24 protein-coding genes, 1 pseudogene and 1 riboswitch are annotated in these 25,677 nt (G+C 56.0%); of the genes and pseudogenes, 15 read left to right on the plus strand and 10 right to left on the minus strand.

Annotated elements, in window-relative coordinates; all coding sequences use genetic code 11:
- Positions 1 to 126 precede the first annotated feature (126 nt).
- Both COMA1_RS21145 and COMA1_RS16630 read left to right on the plus strand, forming a co-directional pair.
- A complete protein-coding gene (locus COMA1_RS21145) occupies positions 127 to 300 on the plus strand; it encodes a hypothetical protein (RefSeq protein WP_090750604.1) in 174 nt (57 codons plus the stop codon).
- A gap of 188 nt (positions 301 to 488) precedes the next feature.
- Complete coding sequence (locus tag COMA1_RS16630) at positions 489 to 1,505, plus strand: IS110 family RNA-guided transposase (protein WP_090742717.1); 1,017 nt, start codon at positions 489 to 491, stop codon at positions 1,503 to 1,505.
- 626 nt (positions 1,506 to 2,131) lie between these two features.
- On the opposite strand, the gene COMA1_RS16640 is transcribed toward COMA1_RS16630, so the two are convergent.
- From COMA1_RS16640 to COMA1_RS16665, 6 genes and pseudogenes are all read right to left on the minus strand, one after another.
- Positions 2,132 to 2,380, minus strand: coding sequence for a hypothetical protein (locus COMA1_RS16640; protein ID WP_090750608.1), 249 nt, complete (start codon positions 2,378 to 2,380; stop codon positions 2,132 to 2,134).
- A gap of 16 nt (positions 2,381 to 2,396) precedes the next feature.
- Positions 2,397 to 2,735: pseudogene (gene mazF / locus COMA1_RS21655) on the minus strand (endoribonuclease MazF).
- Entirely contained in the window at positions 2,735 to 2,977 is a 243-nt protein-coding gene (locus tag COMA1_RS16650; protein ID WP_090750610.1) for an AbrB/MazE/SpoVT family DNA-binding domain-containing protein, read from the minus strand. Before COMA1_RS16650 ends, mazF begins: the two are co-directional and overlap by 1 nt.
- Before the next feature lie 163 nt (positions 2,978 to 3,140).
- On the minus strand, positions 3,141 to 3,803 hold the full coding sequence (locus COMA1_RS16655; protein WP_090750613.1) for a class I SAM-dependent methyltransferase: 663 nt from the start codon (positions 3,801 to 3,803) through the stop codon (positions 3,141 to 3,143).
- Between the two features lie 116 nt (positions 3,804 to 3,919).
- Positions 3,920 to 4,399, minus strand: coding sequence for an MOSC domain-containing protein (locus COMA1_RS16660; RefSeq protein ID WP_090750615.1), 480 nt, complete (start codon positions 4,397 to 4,399; stop codon positions 3,920 to 3,922).
- A gap of 2 nt (positions 4,400 to 4,401) precedes the next feature.
- The gene (locus COMA1_RS16665) at positions 4,402 to 5,277 is read right to left on the minus strand and encodes a 50S ribosomal protein L11 methyltransferase (RefSeq protein ID WP_090750617.1); all 876 of its coding nucleotides are present in this window, start codon (positions 5,275 to 5,277) and stop codon (positions 4,402 to 4,404) included.
- Positions 5,278 to 5,387: 110 nt separating this feature from the next.
- Between COMA1_RS16665 and COMA1_RS16670 the strand changes: the two genes are divergently transcribed.
- From COMA1_RS16670 to COMA1_RS16700, 7 genes are read left to right on the plus strand one after another with little or no spacing between them, the layout of a single operon-like run.
- The gene (locus COMA1_RS16670) at positions 5,388 to 7,235 is read left to right on the plus strand and encodes a MutS family DNA mismatch repair protein (protein WP_090750619.1); all 1,848 of its coding nucleotides are present in this window, start codon (positions 5,388 to 5,390) and stop codon (positions 7,233 to 7,235) included.
- Positions 7,236 to 7,244: 9 nt separating this feature from the next.
- On the plus strand, positions 7,245 to 7,616 hold the full coding sequence (locus COMA1_RS16675) for a P-loop NTPase family protein (protein WP_090750621.1): 372 nt from the start codon (positions 7,245 to 7,247) through the stop codon (positions 7,614 to 7,616).
- A gap of 9 nt (positions 7,617 to 7,625) precedes the next feature.
- Positions 7,626 to 11,066 (plus strand): acyl-[ACP]--phospholipid O-acyltransferase, encoded by a 3,441-nt coding sequence (locus tag COMA1_RS16680; protein ID WP_245631132.1) that lies wholly within the window; start codon positions 7,626 to 7,628, stop codon positions 11,064 to 11,066.
- 7 nt (positions 11,067 to 11,073) lie between these two features.
- Positions 11,074 to 11,694, plus strand: a complete 621-nt coding sequence (locus COMA1_RS16685; protein WP_090750623.1) for a DUF2238 domain-containing protein — start codon at positions 11,074 to 11,076, stop codon at positions 11,692 to 11,694.
- The gene (locus COMA1_RS16690; RefSeq protein WP_090750625.1) at positions 11,695 to 12,699 is read left to right on the plus strand and encodes an amidohydrolase family protein; all 1,005 of its coding nucleotides are present in this window, start codon (positions 11,695 to 11,697) and stop codon (positions 12,697 to 12,699) included. It begins immediately after the preceding gene.
- The gene (locus COMA1_RS16695) at positions 12,699 to 13,196 is read left to right on the plus strand and encodes an RNA polymerase sigma factor (protein ID WP_090750627.1); all 498 of its coding nucleotides are present in this window, start codon (positions 12,699 to 12,701) and stop codon (positions 13,194 to 13,196) included. The genes COMA1_RS16690 and COMA1_RS16695 overlap by 1 nt, the downstream gene beginning before the upstream one ends.
- Positions 13,197 to 13,240: 44 nt before the next feature.
- Positions 13,241 to 14,638: a hypothetical protein gene (locus COMA1_RS16700; protein WP_090750628.1), complete on the plus strand. Its 1,398-nt coding sequence runs from the start codon at positions 13,241 to 13,243 to the stop codon at positions 14,636 to 14,638.
- A 104-nt stretch (positions 14,639 to 14,742) separates the two neighbouring features.
- Here the strand turns inward: COMA1_RS16700 and COMA1_RS16705 are convergent, their stop codons facing one another.
- Positions 14,743 to 15,429 carry a GumC domain-containing protein gene (locus tag COMA1_RS16705; RefSeq protein WP_090750630.1) on the minus strand — a complete coding sequence of 229 codons (687 nt, stop codon included), beginning with the start codon at positions 15,427 to 15,429 and terminating at the stop codon, positions 14,743 to 14,745.
- Positions 15,430 to 15,688: 259 nt separating this feature from the next.
- On the opposite strand from COMA1_RS16705, the gene COMA1_RS16710 reads away from it, so the two are divergent.
- Positions 15,689 to 16,564: an undecaprenyl-diphosphate phosphatase gene (locus COMA1_RS16710; RefSeq protein WP_090750632.1), complete on the plus strand. Its 876-nt coding sequence runs from the start codon at positions 15,689 to 15,691 to the stop codon at positions 16,562 to 16,564.
- A 12-nt stretch (positions 16,565 to 16,576) separates the two neighbouring features.
- Positions 16,577 to 16,837 (plus strand): DUF2024 family protein, encoded by a 261-nt coding sequence (locus tag COMA1_RS16715; protein WP_090750634.1) that lies wholly within the window; start codon positions 16,577 to 16,579, stop codon positions 16,835 to 16,837.
- A 75-nt stretch (positions 16,838 to 16,912) separates the two neighbouring features.
- Here the strand turns inward: COMA1_RS16715 and lspA are convergent, their stop codons facing one another.
- From lspA to nadA, 3 genes are all read right to left on the minus strand, one after another.
- On the minus strand, positions 16,913 to 17,422 hold the full coding sequence (gene lspA / locus COMA1_RS16720; protein WP_090750636.1) for a signal peptidase II: 510 nt from the start codon (positions 17,420 to 17,422) through the stop codon (positions 16,913 to 16,915).
- Positions 17,423 to 17,430: 8 nt separating this feature from the next.
- On the minus strand, positions 17,431 to 20,238 hold the full coding sequence (gene ileS, locus COMA1_RS16725; RefSeq protein ID WP_090750698.1) for an isoleucine--tRNA ligase: 2,808 nt from the start codon (positions 20,236 to 20,238) through the stop codon (positions 17,431 to 17,433).
- Between the two features lie 211 nt (positions 20,239 to 20,449).
- Complete coding sequence (nadA, locus tag COMA1_RS16730) at positions 20,450 to 21,553, minus strand: quinolinate synthase NadA (RefSeq protein ID WP_090750638.1); 1,104 nt, start codon at positions 21,551 to 21,553, stop codon at positions 20,450 to 20,452.
- A 165-nt stretch (positions 21,554 to 21,718) separates the two neighbouring features.
- Positions 21,719 to 21,821, plus strand: a riboswitch (TPP riboswitch).
- A gap of 94 nt (positions 21,822 to 21,915) precedes the next feature.
- Here nadA and thiC point away from each other — a divergent pair.
- The 4 genes from thiC (at position 21,916) to COMA1_RS16750 (ending at position 25,644) form a co-directional block, all read left to right on the plus strand.
- Positions 21,916 to 23,802: a phosphomethylpyrimidine synthase ThiC gene (thiC, locus tag COMA1_RS16735; RefSeq protein ID WP_090750639.1), complete on the plus strand. Its 1,887-nt coding sequence runs from the start codon at positions 21,916 to 21,918 to the stop codon at positions 23,800 to 23,802.
- Between the two features lie 9 nt (positions 23,803 to 23,811).
- The gene (locus tag COMA1_RS16740; RefSeq protein WP_090750641.1) at positions 23,812 to 24,612 is read left to right on the plus strand and encodes a sulfide-dependent adenosine diphosphate thiazole synthase; all 801 of its coding nucleotides are present in this window, start codon (positions 23,812 to 23,814) and stop codon (positions 24,610 to 24,612) included.
- A 58-nt stretch (positions 24,613 to 24,670) separates the two neighbouring features.
- On the plus strand, positions 24,671 to 25,186 hold the full coding sequence (locus COMA1_RS16745; RefSeq protein WP_090750642.1) for a tetratricopeptide repeat protein: 516 nt from the start codon (positions 24,671 to 24,673) through the stop codon (positions 25,184 to 25,186).
- Between the two features lie 62 nt (positions 25,187 to 25,248).
- Positions 25,249 to 25,644: a response regulator gene (locus COMA1_RS16750; RefSeq protein WP_090750699.1), complete on the plus strand. Its 396-nt coding sequence runs from the start codon at positions 25,249 to 25,251 to the stop codon at positions 25,642 to 25,644.
- Positions 25,645 to 25,677 lie beyond the last annotated feature (33 nt).

Here is a 25,677-nt window from a genome sequence, read left to right on the forward strand (position 1 = left end):
TGTAATTATATAACGTATATTTTCTTACGTATTACATAATCCTTGAGAAACTGAACTGCATCAGCATGGCGCAGCTCTTGCTTGAACATATATTCAGTTGTGAACCTACCACCTTAGGAGGAATCGATGGAATGTCCGAAGTGTCAGGGGACGATGATGTTGGAGCGGCTCTCGGATTTCTTTGTCGTGTTCTACGCCTGGAAATGCCTCAATTGCGGCGCGATGATCGACCGCACCATTGCCAGCAACCGTCGAAAGAGCCTAGCGGCACGAGAGCCGCAGACCGTTGCAGTAGGGTAAACAGAGATCTCGTGAGCTTGAAATTCAAGTCGAGAGCGGAAGACAAAGGTCGGGAGTCTGTTTCTGATATCGCTTGCCTCTCAAACGTTACATAAAGACTCCCGATAATCATCTCGAAGGCTCCTCTCTTGAAGAGTAGAGTCGTTGCTAACGCGACGGGCTCATCCACTTTAACCGAGGAGGTTGCGATGATGTGTTATGCGGGCATTGATCTCCATGCCACGAATAGTGTGCTGGTCGTGATTGATGAAGCGGATCGAGTGCTGTATCAGAAACGCCTCCGCAATGACCTGGCCGTGATCTTCACGGCCTTAACACCGTATCAGACCACGCTGCAGGGCGTGGTCGTTGAGTCCACCTATAATTGGTACTGGTTAGTCGACGGGCTCATGGAAGCAGGGTACCGGGTCCACCTCGCTCATGCACCAGCCCTGCCGCAGTATAGTGGGCTCAAGCATGTTGACGATCAACACGATGCGCAGTGGTTAGCCCATTTACTCCGGCTAGGTTTGCTCCCTACCGGGTACATTTACCCCAAAGCGGAACGGGCCGTGCGGGACTTGTTGCGGAAGCGCAGTCAGTTGGTTCGGCACAAGACCATGGTCGTGCTGAGCCTACAAAGCCTGCTGACACGACTGACTGGCAATCGGCTCTCCCTCCCTCGGCTTCGACAGCTCACCCCAGAGGGCATTCAGGCACTTGTGCCATTTCCCGAACATGTGCAATCGGTCAGCAGTTCGTTGGCTGTGCTGCAATGTCTGGAGCACGAGATTCACACGATTGAGGGCACGGTTCGGGAAGCGGGGCGGACTCAGCCGGGCTATGTGCTCTTACAGACCGTCCCCGGAATCGGGCCGATCTTGGCGGGCACCATTCTCCTGGAAGCCGGTGACCTGCGGCGGTTTGCGACCGTGGGACACTTCGCCTCCTACTGTCGCTGTGTCGGCAGCGAACATGTGAGTAACGGCAAACGCAAAGGGGCTGGCAACACGAAGAACGGCAACAAGTATTTAAGCTGGGCGTTCATCGAGGCGGCGCACTTCGCCATTCGCTATGAGGCCGTGATTCGCACGTATTATCAGCGCAAGCAGGCACGGACGCATCCCCTTGTGGCGCTGAAGGCCGTGGCCCATAAATTGGCGCGGGCCTGCTATCACATGCTCCGTGCGCAGGTGCCATTCGATCTGTCCCGCGCTTTTGGCTAGGCGCGGCAGAGCTGGGGGGAGCTGGGAGCTCGCAAAGGGGTTGAGGCCACACCTCGCACTCCCGATTAGCCCCGGTCTTCCCCCTTCAACTCCCTCGCCACTGGCGTGGGGACTGAGACGCCTCGACCGTGAGCCATGATGGGGTTGGCGCCAGCCCGCTGGTAGCCAGACGTCCTGTGCGTAGGTATGCTGGACACGGCCGGGAACCGACGGTTGTCTGGGGCACGAGGTGCCAGGGGCTGGAGTGGATCCCCGACGGGGCTCGCTCCCACGCCTTGATCCTGATGGGTGACTGGTGCGGCTCAAATCCGAGCTGACACTGCTGACGACGACAACCGGGATGCGACGGAGTCACGCGACCACCATGGCGAGGGAAGACGTCGTCGGAGACCTCGCCCCGTTTGTAGGATACGGAGGGCATGATCGGCTGTGCCCTCTTGACCGGAGCCTTCGAGATGGGCGACCCCTTAGACTCATGGTTCGTCAATCAACAATCGCGTGAGATTCATGCGGGCAAGTTGCGAGCCGCTCTCGTCCTCGTCCTCAGTGAAGGGGACTCACTCGGAGACCTGATTCCAACACTTTGGTCAAATTCTTAAGAAGGACGCCAAAGAAGCGTGGAGCAACTATGCAGTTGATCGCTTTTGAGGTGCCGACTTTTGGGTGGAACGCCGGGATGGTTGAGCTGACTTACCAGCCGCGTCACACAAAACCCGCAAGGCTCGGTTTACGGAAGCCGAATCGGGAAACACTTTTGCCAAATCTGGATCGACAAGCACAAGATTTGTTCCCGCCATGGCCTGCTTATAATATTTTCCCCGCCCGACCTTTTTCAGTTTAGTCAAGTCGTATTCGGATCGAAGGTCGTCTTTCATCGCTTGAGCACCCTACTTAGAGCAACGTCTGCAGCTTACTCAAGGTTTCCGCGAGCACGGCAGATGAGACGACACCTTTCTTGACCGCTTGTCGAGTCCTCCAGTCAAGGCTCTTGATTTGATCCGCCAAAACGACACTTGTTCGATGGGGGTCATCACTGACCACAACTTCGAAGGGATAGCCCTCCTGGTGACTGCTCATCGGGCAACATAGCGTGAGGCCACTGACCTTATTGTACCTGGCCGGCGAGAGAACGAGTGCCGGACGATGTCCCGCCTATTCGTGAGCAGCTTGTGGGTTAAACTGCAGCCAGACGATCTCGCCACGGTTCGGAACATATTTGGACTTCTTCATCACCAGCTCTCGCGCCCCACCGGTCCCCCTGAATCGTCTTCATTGTGAACGTTCTTCTTGGTAATTCGTCTAAGCAGATCGTCGAGCCGATATACCCAGCGAAGTTGTGGTTTCAAGACGACATTGCCATCTCGAACTTCGATGTCTAAATCGTCTTGTGCCTTGAGTCCTATTTGCGCGGCAACGCTCTTCGGGACTCGTACCGCCAAACTATTCCCCCACTTCTGCGCTCTCGTTTTCATGCTGCATACTCCGGTAAGTATCTACATGGTAGATACTACGCAATCAATCAGATTCCGCCAAGAACCACCCTTTAAATGCTCCTTGACCGCCTATTCTGGGTCAAGCCCTGGAGGTCTGGTTTATCTGAGCTTGGCGAGGAATGACAGCCCTTCCTTACCACGCCTAATAAATGATCCCTCCGACCACCCAATGCCGATCATCCGGCACATCGATCAACAACCGCGTGAGATTCATGCGGGCCAGCTGGGAACCGATTTCGTCTTCGGTAAAAGCTGCGAGCAGCGAATTATAGAAGTCATGGCGCAAGATATCCGGCTCGTTGGCGGCGTATTGATCGACGATGGCTTGGGCTGCTTCCGGAGACTCCGGACGGAGCAGATCCATCACCAGCACCGGCGCTCCTGGCCTCACGAGCTGGCGAATCTTCTGCCAGAACTGTAACGGGTACGGCAGATGATGAAGCAGGCTGTTCGAGATCACGGCATCGGCGATTCTCGCTCCAGCAACCTCTTCATACCGTTCACAGCGCAGCGTAATGCGATCGGATAAACCTGCTTGTTTTACCGCCTGCTCCCCCAGCTGAATCATCGGAATCGAAGCATCGATGCCGATGACCTGGCAGGTCGGATAGAACTTGGCGAACCGGATGGGAATATCGCCTGGCCCGCAGCCGATATCCAATACCGTCCCTTGCGAAAAATCTGGAAAGTACTCTTTAAACCGTTCGACGAATCCCTGATTCTCTTCTTCGAAGTCGGCGCGCGCGTAGGCCTCCGCCTGTTTAAGATCATCCATGAGTTCTGGTTCAAGTGTTCGATCCATCATCCTCACCCTTCGTCACTCGTGAGTCTAAGGTTTCAAGTCGCGAGTTCAACGTTTCGCATGACGTTCGAGACGAGAAACTCCAAACCCGTAACTCTAGCCCCAAATATTTGTACGTGTTACGACTCAATTGTTACGACGTCTCCCGGTCTGACGATCCCACCCCGCAGTACCTTCGCATAGACCCGACTCCAGCCGGGGTTCAGTTTTTGTGCAATGCGTGAGAAATCCTCATCGCGAAACCATCGACCATTGTGGTGGCAGGGGGTGGTATAGCTCGTCACCTCAAGCTGGAGCTCAGGACCAATCCTGAGCCGCACGCCAGGACACACCTGGTCCCAGTTCAAGCCGGACAGGGTCAGATTTTCTCCGGTAGAGCCTGGATCGATGGGGTGACCTTCATCCTGAAGCCGCTCAATCAGCTCGAGCGAATACAAACAGACGGCGCGGTCTGGGCCTCCGTGAAACTTGAGATTGCGCTGCCGATCGCCATCCACACCCTGTTCGCTCACCTTGGCTTCCAAGACTGGAAGTTTCGGCACACCTCCATCGGAAATGTTGATCTGATGCACATGTGGATACGGTGGTCCGGTCGACATCGTCAGGCTTCTCCCTCACAGGATTCTGGTTTCAAGAACTGCATCACCACCCACCCCTCATCATCCCGCCGGTCAGCACAGACTAGACCTAAGTTAGAAAACCGCTCGACGATCTCAGATTCTTGCTCCACAAGAATGCCGGAGACCAGAACCCTCGCCCCTCCAAACGCAACGGATGCCAAGTCCTCCCCAAGGCTTAAGACCGTTTGCCGATCAAGATTCGCCAGTACCAGACCGGCATCCTGCCGTTTCTCTTGCGGCAGATCAGCCAGCGTTCCACACACAAGCTCGATCTGATCAAGCAACCCGTTCTGCTCGACATATTCTTTCGCGCAGTCGACGGCAACCGGATCAATTTCGATACCGATGGCAGAATTTGCACCAAGTTTGACCGCCGCCATCGCCAGAATCGCACTACCAGTTCCCACATCCAGAATCTCTTCACCCCCGCGAATGTGCTCTTGCAACCACTCCAGCAACATGCGTGTCGTCGCGTGGTGCCCTGTGCCGAAGGCTTGCTTGGGATCCAAGATGATCTCGAGATCACGAGGAGTAAGCGTCACCGGTTCCCAACTGGGACGAATGACGACTCGACCGATACGAAGCGGCTTGACGGAACGAGCCCAGGCGTCGTTCCAGTCTTGAGCCGGTACCAGCGTCACGGACAGCGATTGCTCCTGACTTGATTCCGTCACATCAGCAAGGGCTGCACGGAGCGATGAAAGCCGAGCCTCAGTCCACTGGGCCTCCGCCCAATAGAGATGGACCTTCCCTTCATCTTCCCAGGCTCCCTGCACCTCTGCATCGTCCAGGCGGCTCAGCAATTCGCCAGTATCGAAAGAACCATGAATGCACACATCTACCCAATCATTCGGCATTGTCAAAAATGGTCCGCTTTTCGTCTCGATGGTTTATCTGAGTTGTCACGCTTCACGAGATACGCTTCATGATTTGACGTCCCCCACCCGTTCCAGTAAGGTCGCCTGTTATGGTACGCCCACGCACCCTCCAGATTGAGACGATCATCAGGCGAGCAGACCGCCTCATTGCTCACGGCACGAAAACCAGCGCCACGTTCACCAGATGGCGGCTGGCGCTCTTCTTGATCGGCCTCATGTGTACCGTCACCCTCTATAAACTCAACTGGTACAACAGCGGCAACCTGTCACTCGCGCTCTTCCTCGCCATCTTTGTCGCCGTGGCGGCCTATCATAACAAGGTGGAGACCCAGATTCATCGGCTCCGCCAGTGGAAGCACATTAAGCAGACCCACCTGGCCCGCATCGCGTTAGATTGGGCAAACATCCCGACAAGATCGGCGGTTGGACCGAGCTCTCACCCCTACGCGACAGACCTCGATCTCTTTGGTCCCCATTCTCTGACCCATCTGCTCGACACCACCATCTCTGACCAGGGCCGGGAACGGTTGCACAGCTGGCTCCTCAACCAGCCGCCGTCCCCGGCGGAGTGGCATCGCAGGCAAGCGCTGGTCAAGGAACTGACCTCTCGTCCCTTATTGCGTGACCGACTCACACTCGACGCCAAACTCACGGGCGACCAAGAGATCAACGGTAAGCGGTTGGCTGCGGTCATCGAGCACCGGCTCGGCCTTCCCCACCTGAACACCATCCTTTCCGTCCAGGCCCTCCTTGCCCTGACGACGCTCGGACTGGGCTTCGCCACGCTGTTCGGACTGCTCCCCGGCTACTGGATGTTTTCGTTCGCCGCCTATGTAGCCATCTACTTTATGACCGATCAGGGAGAGGAGTTGCTCGAACATGCGGTCGGCCTCCATCACGAAACTGAACGTCTCGCTACGGTTCTTGGCTCGATTGAGCGATACGCCGCGCGACGGGATACCACGCTGGCGTCGACCTGGGCCACCCTGATCGGCACCGTTAGTCCGACACGACAACTCCAGCAGGCCGCGCGCACGCTGCACGCCATCAGTATTAAAGCCCACCCCCTCGTCCACCTGACGATGAATGCGATCGGTCCATGGGACCTCTGGTTTCTGCGCCGACTGATCCATATCCAAGACCAGATCCAACAGGCGCTCCCGCAATGGCTCGATGCCCTGGCTGAAGTCGAAGCCGCGTCGGCGCTTGCGACCTTTGCCTATCTGCATCATGACTACATCTGGCCGACTCCTCTCACCGTCGCTGATGGACAACAGAGCGTTCCCCCGACTCTCCGCGCACACCGACTCGCACACCCCTTGCTGCCTCCAGGTACACGTATCGCGAACGATGTGCGGCTGACCGAACTAGGCTCGATCTACCTCATCACCGGCTCAAATATGTCGGGCAAGAGTACGTTTCTCCGAACCATCGGCATTAATCTCTGCTTAGCTCAAGCCGGTGCCCCTGTGTGTGCCCAGTCGTTTGAGTGGACCTGGAGCCGGTTGGCCTGTTGCATCCGTGTTGGCGACTCGCTCGATGCCGGTCTGTCGTTCTTCTACGCGGAAGTGAAACGACTCAAAACGATCCTCGATGTCACCGAAGAGCGTACCGTGGCTCCCGTACTTTTTCTGATCGACGAGATCTTCAAGGGTACCAACAACCGTGAACGGCTTATCGGGAGCCAGGCCTATATCACTGCGCTCTCGAGGGGACAAGGATTCGGCTTGGTCAGCACGCATGATTTGGAACTCGCGGACCTGGAACAGGCCATCCCACGACTACAGAACGCCCACTTCCAGGAAACGGTGTCGGACGGGGCTCTCACGTTCGACTACCAGCTGAGGCCAGGCCCTTGCCCAACGACGAACGCGTTAAGAATCATGGAACTGGAAGGGTTGCCTATTTCCCAAGCCCCTCATAATCGGGCACAATAGCCCACACGAATGACCACCGCAGCCGGTCCAGACCAACAACCTGTTTCCCGCTCCCTGCGTAGCCTCCTGATTGTTCAGTTCGACGAAATCTTCAAGCGCACCAACAACCGCGAACATCTCATCGGCAGCCAAGCCCATATCACCGCCCTTTCGAAGGGAGAAGGATTCGACCTGGTCAGCACGCATGATTTGGAGTTAGCCAACCGAGAACAGGTCTTCCCACGACTACGGAACGCCCATTTCCAAGAACCGGTGTCGGACGGGGCTCTCACGTTCGACTACCAGCTGAGGCCAGGCCCCTGTCCAACGACAAATGCCCTGAGAATTATGGAACTGGACGGCTTGCCTATTTCCCCAAGCCATCACAATCAGGCACAATAGCCCACACGAATGACCACCGCGGCCGGTCCAGACCAACAACCTGTTTCCCGCTCCCTGCATGGCCTCCTGACTGCACAGTTCTGCGGAGCCTTCAACGACAATGCCTGGAAACTGATGGTGGCCTTGCTCGCCATCCGGCAGGCGACCGCCGGGATGGCTCCAGGACCTGAGCTGGAAACCGTCGCGCAAACCCAAACCGCAAAGGCCTTCATCATTTTCACCCTGCCGTTGGTGCTTCTCTCACTTATCGGCGGCACCCTCGCCGATCGCGTGAGTAAGCGGACGGTCATCATTACGATCAAAGTCGTCGAGATCCTCTTGATGGCAGCCGGTACCGTCGCACTCTGGATCAATCCAGCCGGTGGCATGCTTCCTCTGATCGTCCTCTGTGGGATGGGTGTCCACAGTGCGCTCTTTAGCCCATCGAAATATGGAATTCTTCCGGAGCTGATCCCTCATGAACGGCTGGCCGCCGGCAACGGGCTCTTGGAGCTGTGGACTTTTTCGGCCATTTTACTGGGAACTGCTGCCGGAGGCTTTCTCTTGCAGCTGGCCGGCGACCGGACGTGGCTGGCTCCGCTGGCGCTCACCATCCTGTCGGTCATCGGCCTTGTCACAGCGTTTTCCATTCCGCCGGTGGTGCCAGCCCGCACGGAGGGTGGCGTGGGCGCAACGCTCCGCATCGCATGGGAGGCAATTCGGACCGAGCGCATGTTGCGCATGGCCATTCCCATGGAAATCTGCTTCTGGACGATCGCAAGTTTGTTTATGCAAAATGTGATCGTCTATGCGAAAGCGGTGCTCCAACTCTCCGACGCGCAGTCGGGACTTCCGCTCACAGTGCTATCGGTTGGCATCGGAATCGGCGCCATATTGGTCGGCAGAATCTCACGAAACCGCGTGGAGTACGGGCTGATCCCCTTGGGTGCCATCGGGGTGTTCCTGGCGCTGTTTCTACTCGGCATCCTGAAACCTCTTCTCATGGGAACCTTCTTCTTGTTGGGAGCCCTTGGGATTTCCAGTGCGTTCATCTTCGTGTCCTTAAATGCCATTCTCCAGTGGAAATCACCGCCAGACCGGCGTGGTGCCGTGATTTCAGTTTCCAACACCTGCGTCTTCACCGGCATCCTCTTGGGCTCCCTGGCCGGGGGTTCATTGGCAAACGCCGGTCTTTCCACTACCGGCATTTTCTTGACGACGGCCGGGATGACCGTGATCGGCACACTGTGGGCGCTATGGATCTTGCCGGACACCGCCATCCGGATGATGCTCGTGATTCTGACCAACACCCTCTACCGTCTCCGAATCGTGGGACAACACCATGTTCCCCAAACCGGAGGGGCACTGCTTGTTCCCAATCATGTCTCCTTTATCGACGGGTTTCTGCTGATCAGCAGTTCGGATCGCCCCGTGCGATTTCTCGTGGATTCTCAGTATGCCGAGCTACCCATCTTCAAACCTTTCATGAAGGCGCTCGGCGTGATTCCTATCTCATCCCATGGTGGGTTGCGGATCATTCTCAAGGCGCTCCGGGAAGCGAGCTCTGCGCTTGATCGTGGTGATCTCGTCTGCATCTTCCCTGAAGGCCAGATCACCCGCACCGGAACGCTCCTGCCGTTCCGGCGAGGATTCGAACGGATCGTCAAGGGGCGCTCTACTCCAATTATTCCAGTCCACTTGGATCGCGTGTGGGGCAGCATCTTCAGCTTCAATCGTGGGAAATTTTTGTGGAAGATCCCGGAGCAGCTCCCCTACCCCGTCACCGTCTCATTTGGAGCTCCTCTGCCTCCCACGACGTCTGTCCATGAGCTGCGCGGAACGATCCGCCAGCTGGGTGAAGCCGCTTGGCAGCTGAGGAAGCCCCATCGCCGTCCACTCCATCGGGAATTTATTCGTTCGATGCGCCGTGCTCCATTCCGCCTGGCCATGGCCGACCAGAATCGCCCCCACGTCTCATCGTTGCAAGCCTTAATCGGGTCAATTGTCCTGGCGAGAACCCTTCGCCCTTTTTGGAGCAAACAGGAGCGGGTCGGCGTGCTTCTGCCACCCACAGTCGCCGGTGCTTTGGTGAACGTCGCCGCTCCTCTCTGCGGCAAGACCATCGTGAATCTAAACTACACGGTCGGAAAGTCCGGATTGGAAGCCGCGGTACAACTCGCCGGACTTCGTACCATTGTGACCAGCCGTCTGTTCGTCGAGAAGGCCAAGCTTGACCTGCCGGATGGTCCATCGATCATCTGGTTGGAAGACCTCGCAAAAACGATCGGCGCGAAGCACAAACTTCAGGCGGCCTTGCTGGCCCTCTTCGCTCCCTGTCACATCATCGAACGGGCCTGCGGGCAGACCACCCCACTTACCCCTGACAGCCTAGCCACGATCATTTTCAGCAGCGGCAGCACCGGCGAACCCAAAGGCGTCATGCTCTCCCATTTCAGCGTCGACTCCAACTGCCAAGGCGCGACACAGATGCTCCATCTGTATCAAGATGAACGTGTGCTCGGCATCCTCCCCTTCTTCCATTCCTTCGGATACATGGTGTTCTGGTTCGTGATGTCCAACAATGCCTCGATGATCTTTCATCCCTCGCCGCTTGATGTGACCGCCATCGGTGAACTGATCAGGAAACATGGCATCACCTTTCTCGTCACCACGCCGACGTTCTTGCAGCTCTATTCCCGTCGTTGTACTCCGGAGCAATTCAGTTCGGTCCGGGTGATCCTCACTGGTGCGGAAAAGCTTCATGCTCGTCTCGCCCAGGCGGTCGAGGACACATTTGGAGTTGGACCAATCGAAGGCTATGGAGTCACAGAATGCGCCCCCGTGATTGCCGTCAATTGCCCGGACTTTCGCGCCGCCGGCTACTACCAACCGGCTTCACGCCGTGGAACCGTGGGCCAGCCCCTTCCTGGTGTGTCGGTCCAAATCGTCGATCCCGACACATACACTCCCCTGCCTTCAGGCACACCGGGCATGTTGCTGGTGAAAGGGCCGAACGTCATGAACGGGTACTTGGGCCGAGAAGACCTCACTGCCCAAGTGATGCGGGATGGATGGTATATCACAGGAGACATTGCCGCATTAGATGACGATGGATTCCTGACCATCACCGACCGGCTCTCGCGATTTTCTAAAATCGGTGGCGAAATGGTTCCTCACGGGAAGGTTGAAGAGGCCTTGCATCAGGTGGCCGGAGCCGACTCCCAGGTCTTTGCCGTCACCGGACTCCCGGACGCCAAAAAAGGTGAACGGCTCGCGGTGCTCTATACGCTCGATGAAGATCGTATCCCGGGGATTGTGGAACAGCTATCGACGCTCGGACTTCCGAATCTCTTCATCCCAGCCCGCAACCAGTTCGTGAAGGTCGACGCGTTGCCGGTCCTTGGTACCGGCAAACTCGATCTGCGAGGCGTGAAGCGCATTGCTATGGAGCGGCTGGGGTCGAGCACGTGATCTATTGATGCGGGCTACCAAAGATCACGAATCCCACCTGCTACTGGCTTTGGTCGGCACAGGGCTTCTTCTCTCTGGGCTCTCACCGACAGACCGGTTCACGTGGTTTCTCGAAGCCTTGCCGGTGCTGATCGGCATTCCCCTCGTTATCGGAACGCATCACGTATTCCCGCTGACACCGTTACTCGCTCGCCTATTGGCACTCCATGCCGGAATCTTGATTGTAGGCGCCCATTATACCTACGCACAGGTCCCGCTCGGCTATTGGCTGCAGGACCTATTTGATTTCGCCCGCAACCATTATGATCGTATCGGTCATTTCGCCCAGGGCTTCATCCCCGCGATCCTCGCACGAGAAATCTTGATGCGACGTGTCCCTCTTCCGCCTGGAAATTGGCTTTTCTTTCTGGTGTGCTCTATCTGCCTCGCGTTCAGCGCCTCGTACGAATTGTTCGAGTGGGGAGTCGCGCGTTGGACCGGCGAAGCAGCCGATGCATTCCTTGGAACCCAAGGAGACGCGTGGGACACCCAGTGGGACATGTTCTTGGCGTTGATCGGATCAATCACGGCGCAAACACTCCTGAGCACACGGCACAATCAACAGGTCACGGAACTGCCGCCACCGTAGATGATGCCTCAGGACATCGCTTCAAAGACCTTGATCGATTGCCATGTCCACCTGGCCGCTCTGCCGGACGGAGACAATGGATGCTTCATCTCACAGAAATTGCTGCGAAGCCCCCTCTTTCGTTTTCTCCTGTGGAAATATGGCCTCTCACCCGCCCATCCGCGTGACACCAACCAGAAGTACCTCGACCATCTTCTGACGGAGTTACACGCTTCACGGCACGTCCAGAAAGTCGTCCTCCTCGGGATGGATGGCGTCTATGATCACACTGGTCTCCTCAACCGCCAGCACACGGACTTTCTCGTCAGTAACGATTATGTCTTTAAAACCGTGCAGGCTCACCCAGATGCGTTTCTGGCAGGTCCTTCAATCAACCCGCAGCGTGAAGATGCCATTGACGAAGTCCATCGTTGCGCCGATGCGGGAGCCGTCCTGATCAAAGTGTTGCCGAACGCCCAGGACTTCAACCCAGCCGATAAGAACTACAGGCCGTTCTATCGTGCATTGGCCCAGCGCAAACTGCCTTTCTTGAGCCACGTAGGGTATGAATTCAGCCTGATCGGGAAGGACCAATCCTTGGGAGACCCTCATCGACTCCGCCTGGCGCTGGACGAAGGCGTGACGGTCATCGCGGCTCATGCCTGCAGCTATGGCCTGATGCTGTATGAAAAGTTTCTTCCCACTTTTCGAGACTTGTGCGAACGTTATCCGAACTTCTATGCCGACATCTCTGCACTCACCCAACCTCATCGACTGAAAATGTTGTTGCACCTCAGGCATCATCCGGAACTCCAATCTCGCCTGCTCTTCGGGACAGATTATCCGCTATCGGTATTCCATCTGGCGGCTTGGGGTCGCGTAGGATTGGGCAACTTGTGGACGATGATCCGCACAAAGAACCGATTTGACCGGCAAGTCGAAGTCTGCGCAGGGCTCAGTCTCCGCTTCCGATCGATCGGAGAGCTATTATCTGAACCGACGACCACTAGGGCCACTGACCATTAATGGATCACGACCAGATACTAACGGCCCTTCGCGAAAGGATTCTTGCGTTTGCGACATCACGTGTATCGAGGGATCACGCTGAAGACCTGACACAGGACGTCTTAGCCGTCCTGTACGACAAGTATTCACACGTGACTGAACTGGGTGAACTTGTCCCCTTGGCCTTTCAGATTCTGCGGTACAAGATGCTGGATGCCCATCGCAAGGCCTTACGTCGCGGTGAGTATAGTCAGGAGTCGGTCGAAGATTTGCCGCTCGCCGATACCGGCGACAATCCTATGATTCGACTCGATCAGAAGCAACGAGTTGACCGGCTTCTGACAGCCATCGTGCAACTGGGCGAACGCTGCCGAGAACTGTTCACATGGAAGTTAGAGGGAAAGAGTTTTCCAGAGATCCAAACCTTGATGGGCCAAGTCTCCATCAATACGATTTACACCTGGGACCTGCGCTGTCGGAAACAACTCCTTGGCCTCATGGGAGGATCTTGGGAGTAAAAAAGTGTTACGTGCTGAGCTGTGAATGTTGAGTGTATGAACGGATGAGTCACGAACTTGAAAAACTACTGGGTGGGTTTGCGTCAGATACGCTGACGGCTGGGGAAAAACAACAGCTCTACAAGGTCGCGCTCACTGATCAACAATTGTTCAACGCACTCGCTGATGAGCAAGCACTCAAAGAATTACTCACTGATCCCGTTGTACGCCGCAGGCTCTTGCAGGCCTTGCAAGCGACTCGCGAAGAACGCACCGGTGGTTCTCGTTCATGGCTTGATTGGTTCCGCCGCCCAAGCGGACTTGCCTGGGTCGGGGGGCTTGCCGGCGCAGTCCTTGCCGCCGTGCTCGGAACACATGTCTACCAAGAAAGTCTTCGACAAGAATCCCAACTAACAACCAAAGAAGAGACAGCTGGACCTACCGCTTCACAGCCCGTTCCTGTCCCCTCGCAACTGCCCCCTCCTCCAACCAACGAACCTCAGGCCACGTCAGAACCAAAGTCCCCTTCGTCACTTCCACCGATGAAAGAAGCACTCACCGGCAAGACATCAGATCGCGTTCCTCCCTCACACACAGCGCCAGTAGAACGACGCGCCCGCCAGTCACGCCATGACGCTCCAGCGTCGCATGCGGAGGCGGATACGGTTCCAAACAAGACCGAATCAGTCACCAATCTGTTACACACATCAACTGACGAATCCTCGCCGTCCTCGCATCAACCGACCGTGTCTGCCTCTGCGCCGTCTCAGCCAGCTTCCCCATCTCTGCAAGACCAATCCGAAGTAGACAGCGCAGTGTCCTCCCAAGAACGTGCTTCTCTGAGTGCCCGTTTGCTCTTCTATGGAGCAGGACCGCCAGACCAAAAGAAGTCGATGGCACAGGATACCCGACGACGTGAGAAGGCCATGAGCGAGTCTGATCAGCCTCCAAATCGGTCTGAATTCTCATCCCAACCCTTAGCGATGGCCAAGAGCAAGCCTGCCTCCCCCATTCAACCAGTGGGCATTCGGTATAGTCTCACCCACAGAGAACCGGCTGAACAGTTCCGAGATAGCACCACGGAGAGAGCGTCGGAGCTTACCATTGAGTCCAATCAAGAAGGTTACTTACAGATCTGGAGGCACGTGAGCTCGTCAAATCTCCAACTCCTGTTCCCAACCGCTGAAACAGAACCGTCTCACGCCAAACTCTCGGCCCATACGCCACTGACGCTTTCCATACCATCGACGCCTGGCATGCTCGTCCTTCGATTTGCTCATACAGGCGCAATACCTTCGGCAACTTTTGATAGCAGGCTGCTGGATGAGTTCACTCGTGGCCAACTACGGGAATCAGTGATGACTGGCGACACCTCCGGTTTCCCTCCACCAATCCACTACATCGTCAACCAAGACCCCTCTCTGTCGGAAATCGTTGTGCAAATCGTTCTCCCACGACGATAGACAGAGCCAAGCAACCTGAGTTGATGGCACTTCAAAAAAATGGGCCGTTCTCTTTGGGAAGAGAACGGCCCGTGACATTACCGGCAAACGGATCGCGATCTGATCTACGGCGTGACTGAGATCCGATCTTTAATCAGATCAAAGGTTTCTTTTGGCACCACGTTCTTCGCGACTAACTCGCCTTTCACACGATAGGGACGATTGCTCACAATGCGCTCCGCCTCATCCTGTTTCAAACCGAGGAACAACACCATGTCGTTCGCCGAAACTTTATTGATATTCATCGCCGCGGATGCAGCGGCCGTGGCTGCCTGACCCGTTCCCGAAGAAGGCTGATTGGGAGTCAGCGTGGCAGCCCCCGCTGCAGGCCCGGCATGGGAGCGATCTTTCAGCTCTTTCTGATACCGCGCCACCAGCGACTTCAACGTATCGTTATTGCGTTTCACATCCTGATATTCCTGTTTCACATTTCGGTTCTGCGCTGTGAGTGCTTTCACCTTCTCTTCAAGTTCCTTCGTGCGTCCTTCGATCGCCCCTCGTTCAGCGTCTCGTCCGTGCTCGATGCGTTGGAGTTCATCACGAACCGACTGCGCGTCATTGCCGAACTTCACGTTCAGCTCTTTGAGGGTCCGGACCTGTTGCTCCATAGCGCCCTTCTGTTGCCGAGCCTTCTCCAGCTCCATCTTGGCATTATCGGCTTCGGTCAAGGCCGCCTGGTACTTCTTGTTGGATACGCATCCTGTGGCCAATACTGCCCCGACCAGCACTACCACCATCCACTCACGTCTCATGCGATCCTCCCTCCATCAAATCCTACCACGTATCTTTAGTATTGAACCCGTACCATGCATTGTGTGTATGCCAACATCAAGGCGTTGTCAATATATTTACTGTTGTACGAACACCTCACCCCCCGAGTCGCGTTACACCTTTCATCCTCCATCTGACGCTTGACGGATCACCACGGCTCTGTGATGATCCCTCACATCGTGTCAAAGCCGGTCAGGGAGGGTCACACCTCTATGTCCTTCAATCCTAGGTGGTGTACGCATGAACGAATGGGGCCCGATTCTCGCCGTGATTCTTGGAGTCGTCGAAGGACTGACCGAATTCTTACCCGTCTCGTCCACAGGTCATCTGATCCTGGTGGGCCATGCATTGGGATTCACCGGCGATGTGGCTGCCAATGCTGAAATCTCGATTCAATTGGGCGCGATCCTCGCGGTCATTGTCTTCGAACGGGAAAAGATCGGTCGGCTTCTGTCCGGTGCTTGGCGGGAACGTCAGACGCTCTGGTCCTCTCTCGGCAACTCGCCCACCACGACGTGGGGGAACCGACTCAAAGCTTCCATGCAGACCCACCCCAACCTCTGGTTCATTCTCGGGCTAGGCATCGCCTTCCTGCCTGCCGCCGTTCTTGGCCTGTTGGCTCATGGATGGATCAAATCATACCTATTCACTCCCCTGACGGTGGCCTGGACGTCGATCTTGGGCGGAATCATCATCCTCCTTGTCGAAGCACGCACACGCACCGTTTCCGCCACGAGTCTCGAGCAGGTCTCACCACAGCATGCCTTCTGGGTGGGGCTGGCTCAATGCGCCTCACTGATTCCCGGCATGTCGCGCTCCGGCTCCACGATCATCGGCGGACTACTTGTAGGGCTGGATCGAAAAGTGGCAACGGAATATTCGTTTTTTCTCGCGCTCCCGACGATCATCGCCGCCACGCTGTATGAAACCTGGAAGGCACGCGGAGCGTTCAACGATCAAGACTTTCTGGCACTGGGCCTTGGGATGGCGATCTCGTTCCTGGTCGCCTGGGCGGTCATCGCCGTGTTTCTGACCTATGTCCAACGGCATACCTTGCGCGTCTTTGCCTACTATCGTATTATTCTCGGCATTGTGGTCATGTTGGTTGTCCGCTGAAAGGAGTTGTGCATGTCTTCGGATACGATTCACGTTTACGATACCTGGGTTCACGGCAAGAGCGGCCGCATCCACTTTGATGTCATGACGACGGATGAGCCCACCGCGCTCAAACTCGCGAAGGAATACCTGGTCAGCATTGGGGAACCCGATGCAACGATTACGACCAAGGAATGCCAGTTCTGTCACAGCGAACCGCTGTTCATGTTCTCGGCAGAACAGCAAAAACAAGCGAAGGAAAAGGGCGGGTTTATCGTCAGGATGCCGGCCTAACCACAGGTGCTGAGTTGTGAGTGCTGAGTTTGAACTCAACACGCACAACTCAAACCTAGCATCTGTTACACGGGCTTATGGAGCCGAGGAGGCTTCTGGTTCCGACGAGTCTGTTCGTTTTTCAAACGCAAAATGGATGATGAGGACAATCACGCCGACGGTAATCGCTGAATCCGCCACGTTGAACGCCGGCCAGTGATAGCTCTCTACGTAGACATCCAGAAAATCAATGACCTCGCCGAAGCGAAGCCGATCGATCAAGTTGCCGATGGCCCCCCCAAGGATTGCGGCGACACTGACCCGCCCCATCCAATCCTCCTCCGGCATCCGTAACAGGATGGTCCCTAGCAGGCCAAGCGCAAAGATCGACGTCAACCCAAAGAAGACCATGCGGAAGGCGTTGCTGCTGCCTGCCAAGAGCCCAAAGGCCGCCCCAGGGTTCCGGATGTAGGTGAGACTGAAGAGATTCGGAATGACGGAAATCGACTCATGGAGCCGCATCGTCTGCATGATCTGCTGCTTGGTCAGCTGATCCAGAAGAATAATTCCTCCGGTCACCGACGCCAGCACCATATTACGAAGCATCGATAGACTCAACGAACCGCCTCCACACATCGGTCGCAAAGGGTCGGATGGGTGGCATCCTGTCCGACAGCGTCCCGGTAATTCCAGCAACGCTCGCACTTCGCGGCACTCGATCGCTCAACCGTCATGCGAATGTCTTTTAGATTGCCTTCGGCTCGCTTCACCGTCACTCGTGACACAATGAAGAGCGCACTGAGATGTTCGGTGTAGGAGGTCAGAAACTGGTAGGCCTCAGGCCCGGCTTCGATCTGCACATGCGCCTCAAGCGAGGATCCGATCACCTTCTCTCGACGACGAGCCTCCAACTCTCCCTGCGCCAGTGATCGATAGGCCAGTAGTTGCTCCCAGCGTGCCGCCAATTGCTCATCTCGCCAAACCGGGGAATCCTCGGGAAAGGAAGTAAGGTGGACGCTCGTCGCTTCGTGACGCACCACGTCCGGCAACATACGCCAGATCTCCTCGGCCGTAAAGCTCAAGACCGGCGCCATGAGCTTGGCCAACGCCACCATGATGTCAAATAGGACGGTTTGGGACGCGCGCCGCACGGGAGAATCCGCGCGAAACGTATAGAGCCTATCTTTCAAAATGTCCAGATAGACGGCACTGAGATCGACGGAACAAAAATTATTCAAGGCATGGAAAATGGTGTGGAATTCAAAATCGTCATACGCCCGCCTGACTTTGGTGATCAGTTCGCCGAGGCGCATCAAGGCCCAACGATCCAATTCAGGCAACCGCTCGTACGGAACACGATGAATATCCGGATTGAAATCATAGAGGTTACTCAGAAGGAATCGGGACGTGTTGCGGATTTTCCGATAGGCCTCGATGAGATGATTCAGGATCTCCTGCGAGATGCGGAGATCCTCACGATAGTCTTGTGCGGCAACCCACAAACGAAGGATTTCGGCTCCTGACTGTTTGATGACGTCCTGCGGCGCCACGACATTCCCTGCCGACTTGGACATCTTCTTCCCTTGCCCGTCGACCACAAAGCCATGAGTCAAAACGGCTTTGTACGGCGCTCGATGATCCGTGGTCACGCCGGCCAGCAGGGCACTATGAAACCAGCCGCGATGCTGGTCGGACCCTTCCAGGTACAAATCCGTCGGCCACCATTTCTTTGGTTTTGCCACAGCCGCGTAACTCACCCCAGACTCAAACCAGACGTCAAGGATGTCCCGCTCTTTCTCGAACGTTGCCCCTCCGCATTTCGGACAGGCGGTTCCAACGGGCAAGAGCGCAGCGGCGGACTGTTCGAACCAGACATCCGCGCCCTTCGACTCCATGAGGGTCGCAATATGCTCAATCACAACCGGATCGGCCAACACATGCCGGCAGCCTTCACAAGTAAATCCCGGTATCGGAACACCCCACACTCGCTGGCGCGAGAGACACCAATCCGGCCGATTCTCGATCATGCCGAAGATCCGATCGCGACCATAGCTTGGAATCCATCGGACCCGTTCGATCTCTGCCAGAGCCGCTTTCCGTAAGTCGTTTTTCTCCATCGACACAAACCACTGCTCGGTCGCGCGGAAGATCACGGGGCTCTTGCAACGCCAGCAGTGGGGATATGAATGGCTCAATGAGCCATGGCCGAGCAGGCGACCGTTCGCCTGAAGATAGTCCACAATTTTCGGATTGGCCTTGAACACATGCTGCCCGGCAAATTCTTTCACGATGTCGGTAAAACGGCCCCCGTTATCCACCGGCGCCACAATTTCCAGCCTTTCGCCCGGTGACGCGTTGGCATTATGATTGAGGACCAGAATGTAGTCTTCCATTCCATGGCCGGGCGCGATGTGCACGCAGCCGGTGCCTTGGTCGAGTGTGACAAAATCACCAAGCAAAATAGGCGACAGTCCGGTCGAGAGCGGGCGCTGAGTTTCCAGCCCCGCAAACCCCTCGCCCCCTTTCTTCACTCCAAGAACACGGTAGCCCTCAAACTTGCAGGCTTTGGCCGCGGCCTCCAACAACTTCTCGGCAATGATCAAGATCTCATCACCGACCTGAGCAAACGCATAGTCGATGTCGCGATGCAGACAGACGGCTTGATTAGCCGGCAACGTCCAGGGTGTCGTGGTCCAGATAACTACGGAAACCAGTTTGGCTCCGTCGGGAAAGGTCACGCCAGGAAAGGTCTTTGCCAAGACAGCCGGTGAGGTCACCACGGGAAATTTGATATAGACCGATGGCGAAACATGGTCGTCATATTCGACTTCTGCTTCCGCCAATGCGGTTTGATCCTGCGTGCACCAGAGCACGGGTTTGAGCCCCTTGTAGACGCCCCCCTGCTCGACGAATTTCCCGAACTCCCGGATAATCGTCGCTTCATAACTCGGCGTCATCGTCAGATAGGGATGCTCCCACTCTCCAAGGACACCGAGCCGCTTAAACTCCTCCCGCTGAAGATCGACATACTTCTGCGCATAGGCGCGACAGAGTTTACGAATCGCCGACACATCCAAGTCTTTTTTCTTCTCTCCCAGCTCCTTCATGACTTGATGCTCGATCGGAAGGCCATGGCAGTCCCATCCCGGCACATAGGGCGCCTGGAACCCCGCCATCGTTTTTGACTTCACGATGATGTCCTTCAACACTTTGTTCAAGGCATGTCCGATATGGATACGGCCATTGGCATAGGGCGGACCGTCATGCAGAACATATCGAGGCCGACCCTGCCCCATGGCCTGGATCTGGGCATAGAGCTTCTGCTGCTCCCACCAGGCCAGCATCTCGGGCTCCCGCTGCGGCAAATTGGCCTTCATCGGGAAGTCGGTTTTCGGAAGATTGAGCGTGGCTTTGTAATCCATGGACATACCGCGTCTTCGAAAAGATAAAGAGAATCGACGGGTGAATATACCTGAATGGGGGGCGAGGTACTAGTCCTTAGCCTACATACGGGATCGTCAAACAGATCTCCCGGCAAGGCTGAAGCAAGCGAGGATGCGAGGCGTACTCTTGCAGTACATTGAGCTCTTGAACAACACGAGCAGAAGGCGGGAAGTGCTTTTCACAATCCCGTCAGCTGACGGCCATCATGCGATCCAGCGCGACCTTTGCCCAGTGCTTGTCGTCCTCGGTTACAACAATCCGGTTGACGACATGTCCTTCAGCCAGATTCTCCATGGCCCAGCAGAGATGGGCGGCATCAATGCGGAACATGGTCGCGCATTGGCAAACCGTGGAGGAGAGGAAAAACACCTTCTTATCGGTGAGTTCATGCTTCAAGCGATTGACGAGATTCAACTCCGTCCCAACCGCCCAGGTCGTCCCTGCCGGTGCAGCCGTCACGGTCCGAATTATGAACTCGGTCGACCCGATCAGATCGGCTTTATTCACGACATCCTCATGGCACTCCGGATGGACAATGACCTTGCCGTCAGGATACTGCTTACGAAAGTGATCCACGTGCACCGGTTGGAACATTTGATGCACGCTACAGTGCCCCTTCCAGAGGATCAACTTGGCCCGTTTGATGGCCTCTTTAGTATTTCCACCGTTGGGTTGATAGGGATCCCACACGATCATCTGCTCCCGGGGAATCCCCATCTTGTTTGCCGTATTCCGGCCCAAATGCTCATCGGGAAAAAACAAGATCTTTTCGCGCCTGGCCCAGCACCACTCGATGACCGCTTTGGCGTTAGATGACGTACAAGTGATTCCGCCATGTTCGCCACAAAACGACTTGAGGACTGCCGCTGAATTCACATACACCGCCGGCATCACGGTTTCTTCGACCGGAATGACTCGTCCTAACGCTTCCCAACATTGATCCACTTGCTCAATCGCAGCCATATCGGCCATGGAACAACCCGCAGCCATATCGGGCAGAATCACTGTCTGCTGGGAGCGGCTGAGAATATCCGCTGTCTCGGCCATGAAATGCACGCCACAAAACACTATGTAGGGCCGCTCAGAACGTTCAGCCGCGAGCTTGGCCAGCAACAGCGAATCCCCGCGAAAGTCGGCATGTTGAATGACTTCATCACGTTGGTAGTTATGGCCAAGGATCATCACACGGTCACCCAGCAGTCGCTTGGCCGATACCGTCCGGCGAAACAACTCATCGGCTGAGAGCGACTGATAGTCGGTAATGGGCTTTGGTAGCGTCGCAGTTGCTGTCACAATACTCCTCCTACGTCAGGGCATGTTGATTCTACGATAGGCCCCTTCTACAATCAACGAATCCCACCTTGCGGAAAAGTCCTATCCCTCTGTCCCAAAAGGAGAAGCTACGGCATGGGCCTAATAGCCGATTGACTTCGGTGATTTGGCGTACTACGATCATCCATTCATAGCTAGGGGAGCCCTGAGGCTGAGAGTCCGTGCACGCGGACGACCCTCACAACCTGACCTGGGTAATACCAGCGTAGGGAAGCCGACAGCCGCAGTCGTTGTGAGCACTCAGCCGTACCTCCCCCCAGGGAGTACGGCTTTTTTATTGAGATGCCTCCTCAACGCTCCTCATCTTTAGAAAGGATGCGACCATGAGCGAATATACCGGCAACGGACAGAAGCCCACGACATTGACCACCGCGCCGTTCCCCGCCTCACGCAAGGTCTACGTGGCTGGCACCCATCCCGGGGTGCATGTGCCCATGCGAGAGATCAGCCTGAGCCCGACCAAATCCATAAACGGCCAAGCTCCGACGCCGAATCAACCAGTCACTGTCTACGATACCTCAGGCCCCTATACCGACCCTTCCGTGACGATCGACGTCCGAGCAGGACTCGCGCCGCTCCGCCGCTCCTGGATCACAAGCCGGCAGGATGTTGAAGAGCTGGCCGAGATCTCCTCGCACTACGGCCGCCTGCGCGCTGCCGACTCCAAGCTGGACAGCCTGCGGTTCCAACATATCCGTAAGCCGCTCCGCGCCAAGGCCGGACGGAACGTCACTCAGATCCACTACGCACGCAAAGGCATCGTGACACCGGAGATGGAATTTATCGCGATTCGTGAAAATCAGTCGCGTGAAGTGGCGCGTGAACAGGCTGAACGCAACGGCAAAGGCGGCGGGGTGACCCAACACCCCGGCCAATCCTGGGGCGCCAGCATCCCCGCCATCATCACCCCGGAGTTCGTCCGTGATGAAGTGGCTCGTGGCCGGGCCATCATCCCCTCAAACATCAATCATCCGGAAAGCGAACCGATGATCATCGGTCGAAACTTCCTGGTGAAGATCAACTCGAACATCGGCAACTCCGCCGTCGCCTCGTCCATCGAAGAAGAAGTCGAGAAAATGATCTGGTCGATCCGCTGGGGCGCTGATACCGTGATGGACCTCTCGACCGGAAAAAACATTCATGAAACGCGTGAATGGATCATTCGTAACGCGCCGGTCCCGATCGGCACGGTGCCGATCTATCAAGCACTCGAAAAAGTAAACGGCAAGGCCGAAGACCTCACATGGGAGATTTTCCGCGATACCCTGATCGAGCAGGCTGAGCAGGGGGTTGACTACTTCACCATCCACGCCGGTGTTCGCCTCGCCTACGTTCCCATGACCGCCAAGCGGATGACCGGGATTGTCTCGCGCGGTGGCTCCATCCACGCCAAGTGGTGCCTCGCGCACCATCAAGAAAATTTCGCCTACACGCACTTCGAAGAGATCTGCGAGATCATGAAGGCTTACGACGTGTCGTTCAGCCTGGGCGACGGGCTTCGGCCAGGCTCCATCGCGGATGCCAATGACGAAGGCCAATTCGCCGAGCTGGAAACGCTCGGCGAACTGACCAAGATCGCCTGGAAGCATGATGTGCAGGTCATGATCGAAGGGCCCGGCCACGTGCCGATGCATATGATCCAGGTGAACATGGACAAACAGCTCAAGGAATGCCAAGAGGCGCCCTTCTATACACTCGGGCCTCTGACGACCGACATCGCGCCAGGCTATGACCACATCACATCCGGCATCGGTGCTGCCATGATCGGCTGGTACGGCTGCGCGATGCTCTGTTACGTGACGCCAAAGGAACACCTCGGCCTCCCCGATCGCGATGATGTGAAAATAGGCGTGGTCACGTACAAAATCGCCGCTCATGCCGCCGACCTGGCCAAAGGCCACCCCGGCGCGCAGATCCGTGACAACGCGTTGTCGAAAGCTCGGTTCGAGTTCCGATGGGAAGACCAATTCCATCTCTCACTCGATCCGGATACCGCGAAAGACTTCCATGACGAGACCTTGCCTGACAACGCCGCCAAAGTTTCGCATTTTTGTTCCATGTGCGGCCCTCACTTCTGCTCGATGAAGATTACGCAAGACGTCCGTGATTACGCCGCACAGCTCAAGGTCGATGAACAGCAAGCGATTCAGATCGGGATGAAAGAGAAATCCGAAGAGTTCAAAAAAACCGGTTCCGAGATTTATCGGTAGGAGCATCCCATGACAAAGCCAAGACCAGCGCCGTTGCGCGAACGAGACATTACCCGTCAGATCGCACGGGAATACTATAAAGAATTCGATCAGCTGATCGAAAGCGACGTCATCATCGTCGGAGCAGGGCCGTCAGGCCTCATCTGCGCCCATGACCTTGCCAAGATGGGTTTCCGGACCCTGATCATCGAGCAGAGCCTCGCCCTTGGCGGCGGCTTCTGGCACGGCGGATATCTCATGAACAAAGCCACGATCTGCGAGCCGGCCAACGAGATCCTCGAAGAAATCGGCGTACCTTGCAAGAAGATCCGTGAATGCGAGGGCATGTATATGGTCGATCCTCCACACGCGACGGGTGCACTCATCGCCTCCGCCTACAAGGCTGGGGCCAAGGTGCTGAACCTGACCCGCGTGGTTGATTTGATTCTGCGCCGCGACGGCATTCTTGAAGGTGTCGTCGTCAACAATACAACCGCCGAGATGGCAGGCCACGACGTTATCCATGTCGATCCCATCGCACTTGAAAGCAAGATCGTCGTGGATGCCACCGGCCATGATGCCATTGTGGTTGAGCTTCTCCATAAGAGAAACCTGTATCAGAAAATTCCGGGAAACGGGGCCATGTGGGTCTCGCGCTCCGAGGAAGAGGTGATGGATCGTACTGGAGAGGTCTATCCGAATTGCTTCGTTATTGGATTGGCCGTTGCAGCCGTCTATGGCACACCACGAATGGGGCCGGCCTTCGGCTCAATGTTGTTATCAGGCCGGTATGGGGCAGGGTTGATTGCCAAAAAACTGAAGAACGAATAGGCTTGAGTCGTCAGCGATCGATAGGAGCGAACGGCTGAAAGCTGTTCGCCAAATCCTTATGAATATCCAAGATTTTCTCGTCCAAGGTGAAGGACACGAAGAGGACAAACGTCACGCGTGGGAGCTGTTTCAGCAAGCCTTTGCGCGACAGATGAAGGGCGAACTCGAAGAAGCGGTCAACCTGTACAAACAATCGATCGCGACCCATCCAACCGCCGAGGCCTACACATTCCTGGGATGGACCTATAGCTTCATGGGACGACTCGATGATGCCATTGAGGAATGCCACAAAGCCATCGAGCAGGATCCCGACTTCGGCAATCCCTACAACGATATCGGCGCGTACCTGATTGAAAAGGGAGAATTCGACGAAGCGATTTCCTGGTTTCAAAAGGCGATGCAGGCTAAGCGCTATGAAAGCCCTGCCTATCCCCACCTCAATCTTGGTCGCGTCTACGAGCGAAAGGGGAGCTGGACGGAAGCCATCGATTCATATAAGGCAGCGCTCACCCTGGATCCTAACTATGCACTCGCCAAGAAGGCACTTGGACGGTTGGTGAGCTCGTTGAATTAACGGGGTGTACTTGAGCTATTTTGGGTTCTCCTCTTTCTCCGGATGAACAGCAGATCAATCCCATGAACCAAACAAACCCCAAACCCATTCTTGTGGCCGTGACTGATCTCTTCTTCTACACCAAAGTCCGCGATGCATTGCGCCAACCGGACTATCAGCTTGAAAAAGTTCGCGTGCAGCAGGATATTATCGATAAAACCCTTGCGGTGAGCCCCAGGGCTATCATCCTCAATATGAACGACTTGACCATTAATGCCTTTCACGCATTGGAACAGCTCAAAGCGGATCCACGACTGAAAGATATTCCAACCCTGGCCTTTGCCAATCACGAAGAGGTCGAAGCTTGGAATCGTGCAAGAGCGCTCGGTGTGACGAAGGTCGTCTCCCGCAATGAATTTTCAGCCCGAACCAGAGAGTTGGTTGAAGAGGTCATCAACTCCTCAGTCTTCAAGTCATAAGGTGGAGGACTTTCGACTGAAAGACCTTTAGTC

The sequence above is a fragment of the Candidatus Nitrospira nitrosa genome (assembly GCF_001458735.1).
GTDB lineage: Bacteria > Nitrospirota > Nitrospiria > Nitrospirales > Nitrospiraceae > Nitrospira_D > Nitrospira_D nitrosa.

Coding starts and splice junctions, on each gene's coding strand:
- COMA1_RS21145 (WP_090750604.1), top strand. CDS start 127: ATGGAATGTCCGAAGTGTCAGGGGACGATGATGTTGGAGCGGCTCTCG.
- COMA1_RS16630 (WP_090742717.1), top strand. CDS start 489: ATGATGTGTTATGCGGGCATTGATCTCCATGCCACGAATAGTGTGCTG.
- COMA1_RS16640 (WP_090750608.1), bottom strand. CDS start 2,380: ATGAAAGACGACCTTCGATCCGAATACGACTTGACTAAACTGAAAAAG.
- COMA1_RS16650 (WP_090750610.1), bottom strand. CDS start 2,977: ATGAAAACGAGAGCGCAGAAGTGGGGGAATAGTTTGGCGGTACGAGTC.
- COMA1_RS16655 (WP_090750613.1), bottom strand. CDS start 3,803: ATGATGGATCGAACACTTGAACCAGAACTCATGGATGATCTTAAACAG.
- COMA1_RS16660 (WP_090750615.1), bottom strand. CDS start 4,399: ATGTCGACCGGACCACCGTATCCACATGTGCATCAGATCAACATTTCC.
- COMA1_RS16665 (WP_090750617.1), bottom strand. CDS start 5,277: ATGCCGAATGATTGGGTAGATGTGTGCATTCATGGTTCTTTCGATACT.
- COMA1_RS16670 (WP_090750619.1), top strand. CDS start 5,388: ATGGTACGCCCACGCACCCTCCAGATTGAGACGATCATCAGGCGAGCA.
- COMA1_RS16675 (WP_090750621.1), top strand. CDS start 7,245: ATGACCACCGCAGCCGGTCCAGACCAACAACCTGTTTCCCGCTCCCTG.
- COMA1_RS16680 (WP_245631132.1), top strand. CDS start 7,626: ATGACCACCGCGGCCGGTCCAGACCAACAACCTGTTTCCCGCTCCCTG.
- COMA1_RS16685 (WP_090750623.1), top strand. CDS start 11,074: ATGCGGGCTACCAAAGATCACGAATCCCACCTGCTACTGGCTTTGGTC.
- COMA1_RS16690 (WP_090750625.1), top strand. CDS start 11,695: ATGATGCCTCAGGACATCGCTTCAAAGACCTTGATCGATTGCCATGTC.
- COMA1_RS16695 (WP_090750627.1), top strand. CDS start 12,699: ATGGATCACGACCAGATACTAACGGCCCTTCGCGAAAGGATTCTTGCG.
- COMA1_RS16700 (WP_090750628.1), top strand. CDS start 13,241: ATGAGTCACGAACTTGAAAAACTACTGGGTGGGTTTGCGTCAGATACG.
- COMA1_RS16705 (WP_090750630.1), bottom strand. CDS start 15,429: ATGAGACGTGAGTGGATGGTGGTAGTGCTGGTCGGGGCAGTATTGGCC.
- COMA1_RS16710 (WP_090750632.1), top strand. CDS start 15,689: ATGAACGAATGGGGCCCGATTCTCGCCGTGATTCTTGGAGTCGTCGAA.
- COMA1_RS16715 (WP_090750634.1), top strand. CDS start 16,577: ATGTCTTCGGATACGATTCACGTTTACGATACCTGGGTTCACGGCAAG.
- lspA (WP_090750636.1), bottom strand. CDS start 17,422: ATGCTTCGTAATATGGTGCTGGCGTCGGTGACCGGAGGAATTATTCTT.
- ileS (WP_090750698.1), bottom strand. CDS start 20,238: ATGGATTACAAAGCCACGCTCAATCTTCCGAAAACCGACTTCCCGATG.
- thiC (WP_090750639.1), top strand. CDS start 21,916: ATGAGCGAATATACCGGCAACGGACAGAAGCCCACGACATTGACCACC.
- COMA1_RS16740 (WP_090750641.1), top strand. CDS start 23,812: ATGACAAAGCCAAGACCAGCGCCGTTGCGCGAACGAGACATTACCCGT.
- COMA1_RS16745 (WP_090750642.1), top strand. CDS start 24,671: ATGAATATCCAAGATTTTCTCGTCCAAGGTGAAGGACACGAAGAGGAC.
- COMA1_RS16750 (WP_090750699.1), top strand. CDS start 25,249: ATGAACCAAACAAACCCCAAACCCATTCTTGTGGCCGTGACTGATCTC.